Consider the following 12,820-nt stretch of genomic DNA (forward strand, 5'->3'; position numbering starts at 1 on the left):
TCGTTCTGCATACTACATTGCCATTCGTTCTTCATTTTCTTACCTCTATTATTCTTCATACACAGGAGAAAGTAATGTATGAATGGTGAATGGTAAATTATGAATTCTTTTGGCTTCTGTCAATCCATTCTTGGAATTGCTCTACTTTAGGTTGCTCATAACCCAACTTATATTTCTTGTTGATACCACAGACATTCATTTGCAAGGCTTGTGCTTTTACGTCTTTGATGTCTGAAATCAAATTGTATCCTGCTTTTCTAAAGACAGCAACCCACTGCTCGGGAACACCAATTTCCGCCCACTCTTCAATAGTGCTTTGAGGTATCTTCTTTTCTGGTTTCATTTGCGGGAAGAGCAAAACCTCTTGTATAAACGTTTTTCCCGTCATGAGCATCACCAATCTGTCAATACCAATACCAATACCAGAGGTAGGAGGCATACCATATTGTAGTGCACGCAAAAAGTCATGATCGATAATCATGGCTTCGTCGTCGCCCTTGTCTGCCAATTTCATTTGCTCCTGAAAGCGCTCTTCTTGGTCGATAGGATCGTTTAATTCTGAATAAGCATTTGCCAATTCTTTACCATTTACCATCAATTCAAATCGTTCAGTGAGTCCCGGTTTGCTACGGTGCATTTTGGTAAGTGGCGACATTTCTACTGGATAGTCTGTGATAAAGGTAGGTTGAATATAAGTTCCTTCGCAAAATTCGCCAAAGATTTCATCAATCAGCTTGCCTTTTCCCATGCTATCGTCAATCTCCATGTTGAGTTTCTTGCAGGTTTCTCTTATCTCGTTTTCATCCTTCCCGTTCAGGTCATAGCCCGTTTTCTCTTTAATAGCGTCAAGGATAGGCAACCTTCGGTAAGGAGCCTTGAAGCTGACTAACTGTCCGTCAATCTCTTTTTCGGGACTACCGTTTACGGCAATACATACGGTTTCGAGCAATTTCTCTGTGAATTCCATCATCCAGTTGTAGTCCTTGTATTGTACATATAGCTCCATACAAGTAAATTCTGGGTTGTGGTTTCTATCCATTCCTTCGTTTCGGAAGTTCTTGCCTATTTCGTACACACCCTCGAAACCGCCCACGATAAGACGTTTCAGGTATAGCTCCGTGGCAATTCGCATGTACATATCTATGTTCAATGCATTGAAATGCGTGGTAAAGGGTCGTGCGCTGGCTCCTCCTGCTATCGATTGCAGCGTAGGGGTCTCTACCTCCGTATAGCCTGCATCGTCTAAAACCTTACGCATGGTACGCAGTACGGTGGCACGTTGTAAGAACGTATCCTTCACCCCATCATTCACTACCAAGTCTACATATCGTTGACGATAGCGCAATTCGGGGTCTTCAAATTTATCGTATGCTACACCGTCTTTGTATTTCACAATAGGGAGAGGCTTCAACGCCTTGCTGAGCAGGGTTAAACTTTGTGCATGTACAGAAATTTCGCCCGTTTGTGTCTTGAACACAAAGCCTTTAATGCCCACAAAATCACCAATGTCCATCAATCTCTTAAATACCACATTGTATAAGTCTTTGTTGTCATCGGGGCAAATGTCATCGCGAGTGATATATACCTGTATTCTGCCTTTTGAGTCTTGCAGCTCCATAAAACTTGCTTTTCCCATGATACGGCGTGTCATCATGCGGCCAGCTATCACCACTTCTCGTTTCTCTTCGCCGTCCTGATATTGTTCTTTGATGTCAGTACTGAATGCGTTGGTAGAAAACTCTGCAGCGGGGTAAGGGTCTATGCCCATGTTGCGCAACTCTTGAAGACTCTGTCTGCGACCAATCTCTTGTTCGCTCAATTCTAAAACGTTCATATATTGATTATAGCTATTTTTATATATGTGAGAATCATGCCAACAATCACTCCAACGTTGATGGTGGAGTTTGCGTGGCATTACCAATTGATGCAAAAGTACGAAATAATTCTGAATGTGCCTATTATTTCATATTTTTTTATAAATATGTGTAACATGAAAGAGGGCACAATTTAATTTGTAATTTGTCCTAAAAAATGACAAAAAAACGGGTGTTTATTTTTTGCAAAATAGAAAAAAATATGGGGTTCTGAGCATAGATTTTTTTCTTAAAACGAGCAAAAATTGCAACGAATTAGACAAACCCATGGAGATAAGACGCCAAAATACATACTTTTGTCTGCTTAGTATATGTTGACAGACCGCTTAACCCATTACTTCAATCCGTCTAACTCATTGCTTTAATGTCTTATCCCTGCTTTTTATTCGGCTCAAAAAGTGCTATTATCGCCTTAACCTTCTGATATTCATTGCATTATAGATTCTTCGAAATGCTGCGCATATTTGCAAGCAAGTGGAAGTGTGTTGGCAAATATGAAAGTTATGAGAGGGACTTTGTAAAGAAAAATTTCTGTGTTTTTGTAACTATTTTGGCGTTTTTATATAGTCGTTTTTAGTAAAAATACAGGACAAAAGAAGTGCGCGTCTTTACCATATTGTATCACTTTTTTATCCGCCTGATTATACCTCTTTAAGCAAATCTAAAATTTCTTCCTGCGTCAACGTCCGAACCATATCCCCACCTTCTAACAAAGAATCAGCGAGGTCGCGCTTGGTTTTGTGCAGACGTATGATTTTCTCCTCAATGGTATGTTGAGCTATCAAGTGGTAGACCGTCACATCATTGCGCTGTCCTATGCGGTAAGCCCGGTCAGTAGCTTGCTGTTCTATGGCAGGATTCCACCAAGGGTCCAGATGAATGACATAGTTGGCGGCAGTCAGGTTGAGGCCTAATCCGCCTGCCTTCAAGCTTATCAAGAAGAAAGGATAGTTGCCTTTTTGAAACTCATCCACTATCTCTTCTCGTTTTCTGATGGGCGTTGCTCCGTCTAAATATAAATAAGGTAGCTTGATTTTGTCCATCACCTGTCTTACTTCTGCCAAGAAACTTGTAAACTGACTAAACACCAAAGCCCGACCTCCGCTGTCGTTCAAGCTCTCTGCCAAAGCAATAAACGTAGATAATTTGCTACTTGTTTTCTTCCATGTTTTGTCAACCAATGAGATGCTGCATGCCATTTGCCTTAGCTTTGTTATCTCAGACAACGTACTTAGTTTTACTCCTTCTTCCGCCAATGCCAGTTCCTCTGCCTTTTTCCGATGCAATTCATACATCGCCAGCTCGTTGTCAGACAATTCTACGGGTAAGTTGATATCATTCTTCTCTGGTAACTCTTCGATTACCTCACCCTTTGTGCGCCGTAACAGAAATGGAGAAATGAGTTTTTTCAGCTGTCCCTGTCGCTCTTTATTCTTATTTTCCTCAATCGGTATGATATATTTTTTCTTAAATTGCTCGGCGTTCCCCAACAATCCAGGATTGATGAATTGAAACAAATTCCACAATTCTGACAAATGGTTCTGTATGGGTGTACCAGTGAGTATGACCTTTCGTTCGGCTTTTAGCATCATTGCCGCTTTAGACATCTTCGTGTTGGGGTTCTTAATGGTATGAGCCTCATCAAGAACTACCACGTTCCAGCTTTTTTGTGACAGTTGTTGTTGGTGAATCGTCAGCAATGCGTATGTGGTGACGAGCACCTCGTTACGGCTTATCTGCTCTATGGCCTGTTCCCTATTCACCTCGTCATTCAGCACAAAAACGTTGAGCGTTGGAGCAAACCGGCTTAACTCTTTTCTCCAGTTTGGCACTAATGACGCCGGAACCACTATCAAGGAAGGTCCGCTTTGTGCTTGTTCTAACAGTAAAGTAATCGTTTGCAGCGTCTTACCTAATCCCATGTCATCAGCCAAACACGCCCCCGCTCCCCACGCGGTGAGTTTTGACATCCACTCAAATCCCACTTCTTGATAGTTTCTTAACTGCGCGTTAAGCGTTTTAGGTACTTGCGGATGCAGTTTTTCCGCATCTTTCATTTTTTGTATCAATGCATCTACTGCCGCATTTCGCTTCACATGAATATCAGAATGGTTCACAACCTCATCCATAAGTCCAACAGCCGCAGGAACCATCAACAAATGCGACCTGTTTTCTGTTGTTGCTGTATCGATTTGTTGCAGAATGCGTTTTAAGTCGTTACTCAGTTTTATGTATTCATTGTCGCCTATCTTTACATACTTGCTTTTATCGCTTAGGTGCATTTGTTGCAACAGCTGGTACAGCGACATCATCTTCTCGTTATCAATGCACACATCTCCCACGACTTCAAACCAATTGTTCTTAGACTTCAGAGCAATGTTAAAGTTCGAGCAATTCAGTTTGCCCCTATACTTTATCCTACAGTTTTCGAGCCATTCCATTTCGCATGTTTCATTATTCTGCTGTACCCATTCAATGAGAGGCAACAATTGCACGATGCTGATTGTAATGGAGTCGGTAATGGAGGATAATTCAAGTGTCTGTGCCTCATCCATGATTTCCAATTCTGCGAGTTTATCTTCTATGGTTTTCAAGTTAGATTTCTCCTTCTTTAACTTTCTAACCACGATGCACTTCTCTCCCTTGACTTCCGTAATCGTACTTACGCTCCCCTGCCCTGGCACAAAGTCGAAGTGTTCAATAGGATGAACAACAAAGGATAGCCTGAAATATTCTTCTTCCATGGGGGCAACACGCAAAGCGATGACCGCTTTGCCTTCTACCTTTTTTATTTGTTCCAATCCTTCTACCATGTTCGAGTGAACCTGTGTTTTTCCTCCGATTGACTGTATGAGACGGATTAGCATCTGTTCGGCCTCTGCAGGATATGTCTTTTGTGACAAGATAGTTTGATAAACCTTTTGCTCATATGGCGTTATATTAAATATCGAGTAATCTGTTTCTGAGTTTTTAACAAAGCATTTTCCTATCGCATTGTTTTGTATCTCATCGGCAATGTTGGATGATACGCCAAAACTGTTGTCTTTGTTTTTATTAATAATTAAGAAAGGTCTGTCTGAATGTATCGACACGGGGTGCATGTCATAGCTGCTTCCGCAAAAAACACGATTGCAGTTCTCTAACAGATAAATATATTTTCGTAGATATATGTCGTATTCCCATAGTTCTACACTATTTGAAAATGCGATATCCGTTTCATCCATACAATTGTCATGTAGATTTTTAAATGTCCTTATGGTTAATTCCCTCCCTACCGACCAAGTTCCATTTTTTAATCGTTTCTTCAAGATAGGGATAATCCTTTCGAACATAATAAGATACACCAGTTGCGTATCGCTGCTACCTTTTTTCGTTTCTTGCTTTTGCTCCTGCGTGTATGCCAATAAATCTTCTAATTTAGTTACCCAAAAAGGCTTGACGTCCAACCGTTCTAACAATGAGCTTTTTGCCAAACGCCGCATCTTCACACCATCTTCGTCATTGGTTTTGCAGCATTGTGTTTCGGTGTTTAAGAAAGCCGCATGGGTAGTTCCTGCCGTTTGCTCAAAAAGTGCGATTAGTTCGTTTTTTATATTCAGTTGCTTTATGATTGCGCATGCTAAATGTTTTATGGCGTTATTTTCATTATTCGCATCGAACACTTTGAGCACAACACCGTTCATAAGATTTACGTTCTGCTTTTTACAGAAAAAATAATAAAGCGGGGCTATCAGTATTTGATTTTCCTCCGAGGAACGCATACATTCCAACGCCACCAGTTTTTCTAATTTATTTTTACCTTTTTCTTCTTTTAACAACAATAAAGATAGCGTATAGTAAAAATTAATAATGCAATTTCCATAAACTGCATTATTGTATGTCAACTCTTTTTTTCTTGTCGATATTACTTTTACAAAGAGTTTGTAGGCATTTGCATAATCAGATTGATACAGCGAGGCAATTGCGTAAATAAGCAGGGCGTATGACGTGATGGGTTGTTTCTCCGAGTCAATACACATCTTTCCTGTTCCCAAATAATAATAGAAGGCGAAAACAGTGGTGGAATGAATCAATAAATTCCGTTCTCCGCCAAGCATCACCGCCCGTAAATACTCCCAGTCAACGTCCATGTCTTTTAACAACATGTTATATAAGATATTATCAAGCTGAGTACTTAGAAATGATGTTGGAATATTTTTCACAAATGTCTCATAGTCAGGATTACCAAAGACGTAAGACACCTCTTCAACCAAATCTTTTAAGATGCCTGCTATATAATCTTTATTTTTTATACTTATTCTTTCGGAAAACAATCCATACAGAATCTCAGTGTGCTTGATGGCATCCTTATACTTCACCTTGTCATGATAATATGTATACAGGCTATCATACAGGGGGAAGAACAAATCGTCCTTAATTTCTCTCAGAAGACAAAGATAAATGGACGGATGTACTCTGAACCGCTTAGCTGTGCCATAGAATCCACTATCTATAACGAAAAATCCTTGTTTATACAAATGGTGGAATGTTTTTTCAAAAAGGCTCTCTACCATTATCTGGCCTGCCACTTTTTTCCACTCATTCTCGGTCATACTTAATTCGTATAATAATGTCATGGTCTTCAGAACCGTGATCTCGTTATTATTCAAGTTTGAAACATTCATCTCGCAAGTTATTCAGTAATTCACGTTTATTATAAAGTTACACGCATCTGCTTTTTTTGTAACAATCTTCAAAAAGGCAATAAAAACATCATAGAAAAAATTGCTCTCTAAACAGTCATGAAGCAACGGTGTCTAATGCTTACGTTGCAACAACCTCACCATAAGTTGAGCAGCATTTTTGGAAGCAATTTTGTCACCTAACAAATGAGCGACGTCAGCATAGCCCTGAAGCATTTTAGACCTATTCGCGTGATTGGGCAATATTTGCTGCAACGCATCTGCTATTTGAGGAACGGTAAAACGGTCGGCGAACAGCTCTGACACAATCTCTTTATCCGCAATCAAATTTGCCAAGGAGATATATTTTACCGTCATGACATGATTGAAAGCAAAACGAACAAGTTGTGGCACAGGCGTCTTATAACATACCACTTGCGGAACATCCAGCAGGGCAGTCTCTAACGTTGCCGTTCCACTTGTCACCAAAGCAACGGTGGCATGTGACAGCAATGCGTACGTTTGGTTTTTGACCATGCTCACGTTTGAACCTAACAGAAAGCGATTATAATATGAATCATCAATGGAAGGAGCGCCCGCCAATACAATTTGATAGCCAGACACCTTATTTGCAGCTTCAATCATGGCAGGCAGGTTGTCCTTGATTTCCTGTTTTCTGCTTCCCGCCAGCAAAGCAATGATCGGTTTGTGTCTGTCAAGACCATTCCTAACCGTAAATTCATCAAAACTTTCAGCATACGTTTCATTGAATTGCCGAACCTCATCTGCTGTAGGATTACCAACATAATGAATGGGAAAGTGATGTTTTCCTTCAAAGAAAGCTACCTCAAACGGCAGAATGGAGAAAAGTTCGTTGACATCTCGCTTGATTGACTTGATGCGGTATTCTTTCCAAGCCCATATTTTAGGGGCGATATAGTAAAAAATTGGGATGTCTGTATGTGTTTTTATATAATGTGCAATCTTTAGATTAAAACTCGCATAATCAACAAGAATAACAACATCTGGCTGCCATGTCAAGATATCTTGCTTACACTGTTTCATGTTGCGATAGATTGTCGGGAGATTCATCAATACGGGTATAAAGCCCATGAATGCCATTTCACGATAATGTTTGACTAATGTTCCACCAACCTGCTGCATTAAATCGCCACCAAAGAAACGAAATTCTGCAGCTGGGTCTTCTTTTCTTAAAGACATCATCAAATGCGAAGCATGCAAATCACCACTGGCTTCTCCTACTATTAAATAATACCGCATAAACTACACTTTATTTGAACGCCTCCTATCTTCTGCTCTTTAGACAAACAAGAGGCACGAATTACTCGATTTCCCAATGTTTTATTTTAGACATAAACTCATAAGCAGTCACATCCATGGTGATGGGTGTAACGGCAACATAGCCATGATTGAGCGCCCATTGGTCGGTATCGGCATTTTCAGGTTCATCATTTTGATACCTTCCCACTACCCAATAGTAATCGTAGGCACGAGGATGATGTGCGGTGACAATTTCGTCCACCCATCTCCCATAAGTCATACGGCACACCTTTAAGCCTTGAAAAGATTCTTTTGCGGGGAAGTTAACATTCAAGCAAACACCCTTTGGCAGCCCTTCGGCAAGCACTTTTTTAACTAATTGTACCACATAAGGTCGCAAAGGCTCAAGGTTCGCATCTTCATTGTAATAACAACTGGAGAACGCTATAGAGGGAATGTATTTCAAACATCCTTCCATAGCCACGCCCATTGTACCAGAATAATGGGTATTCACCGTGGAATTATCTCCATGATTGATGCCGCCTAAAATAAGAGAGGGCTTCCTATCAGTGCACAACTCACTCATCGCTAATTTGATGCAGTCGACAGGTGTACCGCTGCAAGACCATACTGGGACGGTTCCAATATTATTTCTACGCTTCAAACGCAGATATTCAACCGAAGAGAAAGCACAAGAGTATCCAGACCGCGCATGCTCAGGTGCGCAAACAATGACATCTGCCAAGTCGGAAACCATGTCTACCAAGGCACGAATCCCAGGAGAATGATAACCGTCGTCATTAGAAATTAAAATGAGAGGAGTTTCGTTTTGCATCTTTTTTTTATTATTTATAAAACATCGCAATCAGCTTCGTAAGTTTTCTTAACATAGAAAGTACGTGAGCATTGCCTAACCAATAGGTTTTTACTGATTTACCTACAAAAGTACGAAAAAAGGTTTAAAAGGTGGCTTTCTCAACCAAAATATGTAACTTTGCAATTCAATATTGTCTTAAGAAGGATTCATAGATATGGGAAAAATTATAGCATTAGCAAATCAAAAAGGAGGGGTTGGAAAGACAACCACAACTATCAACTTAGGAGCTTCATTAGCCACACTTGAAAAGTCTGTATTGATTGTCGATGCTGACCCTCAAGCCAATGCATCCAGTGGTTTAGGAGTAGACCTCAAAGAGGTGGACTGCTCAATCTACGAATGCATTATCAACAAGGCTGATGTACGTGATGCCATCTATACCACAGATATTGATGGCTTAGATATCATTCCGAGCCACATTGATTTAGTGGGTGCCGAAATAGAGATGCTCAACCTTGATAATCGTGAAAAAATTATCAAACAAATCTTAGAACCCATCCGAAAAGAATACGATTTTATCTTAATTGACTGTAGTCCCTCATTAGGTCTTATCACTGTGAATGCCCTCACAGCTGCCGATTCGGTCATTATTCCTGTGCAATGCGAATATTTTGCATTGGAAGGAATTAGCAAGTTGCTCAACACGATTAAGATTATCAAGAGTAAACTCAATACCAAATTAGAAATTGAAGGATTCTTACTCACCATGTACGATAGTCGGTTGAGGTTAGCCAACCAAATTTATGACGAGGTAAAACGCCACTTCCAAGAATTAGTTTTCAAGACGGTGATTCAACGAAATGTAAAGCTCAGTGAGAGTCCAAGTCATGGATTGCCTGTTATTTTATACGATGCAGGGTCTTCAGGTGCTAAAAACCACTTGGCATTAGCGAAAGAAATTATGAGCAAGAACGTTTAATTCAAAATAAAGAAGGGGCTAACATTCAAAAAAGGTGAGATGCACCAAACGAATGAAATGGAGCTTCCTCGCTAACAAAAAGACACCTCCACTAAGATTATTCAACATCAGCATATAAACAATAGATATTCATGGCAGTACGCAAGAAATTCAGCCAGTCGGGAAAAGGTAGTGCTTTAGGTCGCGGACTTGATGCACTCATTTCCACTGATGACATCCAGACGCAAGGTAGTTCAACTATTAATGAAATTCCAATAGAACAAATTGAAGCAAATCCCAATCAGCCTCGTCGCGAATTTGATCAAGAGGCATTGGAAGAATTGGCATCAAGTATTCGAGAAATTGGTATCATTCAACCCATCACCCTACGCCAAGTCGCTACTGACAAATACCAAATCGTAGCTGGTGAGCGTCGTTGGCGTGCCTCACAAATAGTTGGTTTGGAGGCTATACCTGCGTATATTCGAACGATAGATGACGAAACTGTCATGGAGATGGCTTTGGTTGAGAATATTCAGCGCGAAGACCTCAATGCCATTGAAATTGCACTGGCTTACGAAAAGCTCATGGAGAAGAGTGGCATGACGCAAGAGAAAGTGTCCAAACACGTAGGGAAAAGTCGCACTGCCATTACAAATTACTTACGTCTGCTCAAACTTCCTGCACAAGTCCAAATGGCTTTGCAGAAGAAAGAAATAGACATGGGACACGCCAGGGCTTTATTGGCAATAGACAGTCCTTCCCAACAAATCAAACTTTTCAAAGAGGTGGTAAAGAATGCCTACTCAGTGAGGAAAGTAGAAGAGTTAGCTCAACAACTCAAAAATGGAGAGGATTTACAAACAGCTAAAAAGAAGATGAACACAAAAAAGAGCATGCCAGAAGAATATGACATGCTGAAAAAGCGTTTGTCCTCTTTCTTGGATACCAAAGTTCAATTAACTTGTTCTGCCAATGGCAAGGGGAAAATAAGCATCCCGTTCGCCAATGCAGCGGAATTAGAAAGACTGATGAACATCTTTGATCATCTGAAAGATTAACCGTCGATTGTGAAAATATCCACCGAACATACTTTCTGCGTCATCCAGTATTGTTGCCTACTCATACTGTTGCTTTCCGTTACCAGCGTAAGAGCGCAGGTACCGACCAATGACAGTATCCCTGACAGCGATCCTCGCATCATCTTAGGCGATGTTGACACTAAAGTCATTCCTGCTGAAGCTGCGCTTTCTCCTCAAGACACATTGGTTTTCAAGGACAATGGGAAAGTAAGTAAAAAGGTTCAGCGCGACTGGAACAAGTGGCGTCCAGACGCAAAAAGGGCGATGTGGTTGGCTATCGTTTTACCCGGAGCAGGACAAATATACAACCGTAAATACTGGAAATTGCCGATTGTATATGGTGGATTCGTTGGATGTATGTATGCTTTGCGTTGGAACAACCAAATGTACCATGATTATTCACAAGCATATATCGACCTGATGGATAATGATCCTCATTCAGAAAGCTACAAACAGTTTCTACATTTGGGTAACCAAATCAATGAATCAAATATAGAGCGATATAAAGAATTGTTCCGCAAGCGCAAAGACCGCTACCGAAGATGGCGTGACTTGAGTGTTTTCTCTATCATTGGGGTTTATGCGCTGTCCGTAATTGATGCCTATGTAGATGCATCATTGTCCGAATTCGACATCTCTGATGATTTAAGTTTAAGAATCGAACCCACCATCATGCAAAAGGATGCCATTCACCGACAGCTACTACCTGAAGGATTTGGTATACAATGCCGATTCACATTTTAATGTTCGGACAGAACTATTTTATACAGAAAATATTTCAATAATGAAAAAAACTTGTTTATACATTGCGACTATGCTTGCTGTCTTCTCAACCTCTCTACATGCACAGGTAGTAGATGACGAGACAGAAATCATAGTAACCAACGAAAAAGGAGAAAACGAAACTATTGACCTTCCTGAGGCGCTTACGTCTGAGATTGACAGTCTGCTTCATTTGTACAACACCAAAACCTATCTAAGGAAAGACGCTGATTGCAACTTACCGAATGTCAACAGAACTTACGAGCCTGATGTTTACAAACAACGCTTACGCCGCCTTCCTACGATTATGGAAATGGCTTACAACGACGTTGTCCAAAAGTTCATTGACCGATATACCAACCAACTGCGAAATTCGGTAAGTATCATGCTCGGGGCTTCCAATTTCTACATGCCTATTTTTGAACAAGCCTTAGAGACATACAGCTTACCTTTAGAATTAAAATATCTTCCTGTCATTGAGTCGGGGTTGAATCCCTTAGCCGTCTCACGAGTAGGAGCTACTGGATTGTGGCAATTCATGTTGGCTACAGCCAAGAACTACGGACTGGAAGTGAACTCGCTATTAGATGAGCGATGCGATCCTATCAAGTCATCGTACGCTGCTGCCAATTACCTAAAAGACCTATATCGCATCTTTGGCGATTGGAATTTGGTCATTGCCGCCTACAATTGTGGTCCCGACAAACTCACACAAGCCATTCACAGAGCGGGTGGAAGCAAGGATTATTGGAAGATATATCCCTATTTGCCACGCGAAACGCGTGGGTACGTACCAGCGTTCATTGCTGCCAATTACGTAATGAACTATTATTGCGAGCACAATATCTGTCCAATGACGACCGATTTGCCTGCAAAGACAGATACTATCGTGGTGAGCAAAGATGTACATTTTCAGCAAATTGCTGATGTACTCAAGATGAACAAAGAACTCATCAAGTCCCTCAATCCACAGTACCGTCGTGATATTGTCATTGGCTACACCAAACCTTCTACGCTCAGATTGCCCGTTCCGATGATTAATGCCTTTATTGATCAGCAGGATTCCATCTATGCACACCAAGCTGACGTGCTACTTTCCAAACGCACTGAGGTGAAAGTCAATGAAGATATACCTGACTTCACAGGCAATAGAACGAACATCAACTCCACACGTAAAACTTATTCGTCAAAACGTAGCAAGAGCAGAAAGCACCGTCAGCGGCGCTCCACTAAAAAGTCTGTCACCGTTAGAAGTGGAGATACGCTTTCCGAAATAGCAGCACGCAATAATACAACCGTCAAGAAATTAAAGAAATTGAACGGCATCAAGGGGTCTAATATTCGCAAGGGAAAGAAGATCAGAGTTAAATAACCATTGTTTTTGT

8 protein-coding genes are annotated in these 12,820 nt (G+C 40.8%); 4 read left to right on the forward strand and 4 right to left on the reverse strand.

The window, feature by feature from the left end:
* Positions 1 to 97 precede the first annotated feature (97 nt).
* From lysS to surE, 4 genes are all read right to left on the reverse strand, one after another.
* Positions 98 to 1,834 (reverse strand): lysine--tRNA ligase, encoded by a 1,737-nt coding sequence (gene lysS, locus HMPREF9304_RS12725; RefSeq protein ID WP_036929853.1) that lies wholly within the window; start codon positions 1,832 to 1,834, stop codon positions 98 to 100.
* A gap of 681 nt (positions 1,835 to 2,515) precedes the next feature.
* Positions 2,516 to 6,523 carry a DEAD/DEAH box helicase gene (locus HMPREF9304_RS12730; RefSeq protein WP_231564543.1) on the reverse strand — a complete coding sequence of 1,336 codons (4,008 nt, stop codon included), beginning with the start codon at positions 6,521 to 6,523 and terminating at the stop codon, positions 2,516 to 2,518.
* Between the two features lie 147 nt (positions 6,524 to 6,670).
* Positions 6,671 to 7,816, reverse strand: a complete 1,146-nt coding sequence (lpxB, locus tag HMPREF9304_RS12735) for a lipid-A-disaccharide synthase (protein ID WP_036929826.1) — start codon at positions 7,814 to 7,816, stop codon at positions 6,671 to 6,673.
* Between the two features lie 61 nt (positions 7,817 to 7,877).
* The gene (gene surE, locus HMPREF9304_RS12740) at positions 7,878 to 8,651 is read right to left on the reverse strand and encodes a 5'/3'-nucleotidase SurE (protein ID WP_036929828.1); all 774 of its coding nucleotides are present in this window, start codon (positions 8,649 to 8,651) and stop codon (positions 7,878 to 7,880) included.
* Positions 8,652 to 8,847: 196 nt separating this feature from the next.
* Here surE and HMPREF9304_RS12745 point away from each other — a divergent pair, with 196 nt between their 5' ends.
* From HMPREF9304_RS12745 to HMPREF9304_RS12760, 4 genes are all read left to right on the forward strand, one after another.
* Positions 8,848 to 9,612 carry a ParA family protein gene (locus HMPREF9304_RS12745; RefSeq protein WP_008124519.1) on the forward strand — a complete coding sequence of 255 codons (765 nt, stop codon included), beginning with the start codon at positions 8,848 to 8,850 and terminating at the stop codon, positions 9,610 to 9,612.
* 131 nt (positions 9,613 to 9,743) lie between these two features.
* On the forward strand, positions 9,744 to 10,652 hold the full coding sequence (locus HMPREF9304_RS12750; protein WP_008124520.1) for a ParB/RepB/Spo0J family partition protein: 909 nt from the start codon (positions 9,744 to 9,746) through the stop codon (positions 10,650 to 10,652).
* Positions 10,653 to 10,721: 69 nt separating this feature from the next.
* Positions 10,722 to 11,417 carry a DUF5683 domain-containing protein gene (locus tag HMPREF9304_RS12755; RefSeq protein WP_081953726.1) on the forward strand — a complete coding sequence of 232 codons (696 nt, stop codon included), beginning with the start codon at positions 10,722 to 10,724 and terminating at the stop codon, positions 11,415 to 11,417.
* A 40-nt stretch (positions 11,418 to 11,457) separates the two neighbouring features.
* Positions 11,458 to 12,807, forward strand: a complete 1,350-nt coding sequence (locus HMPREF9304_RS12760) for a lytic transglycosylase domain-containing protein (protein WP_036929830.1) — start codon at positions 11,458 to 11,460, stop codon at positions 12,805 to 12,807.
* Positions 12,808 to 12,820: the final 13 nt, after the last annotated feature.

Source organism: Hoylesella timonensis S9-PR14 (assembly GCF_000762405.1).
GTDB lineage: Bacteria > Bacteroidota > Bacteroidia > Bacteroidales > Bacteroidaceae > Prevotella > Prevotella timonensis_A.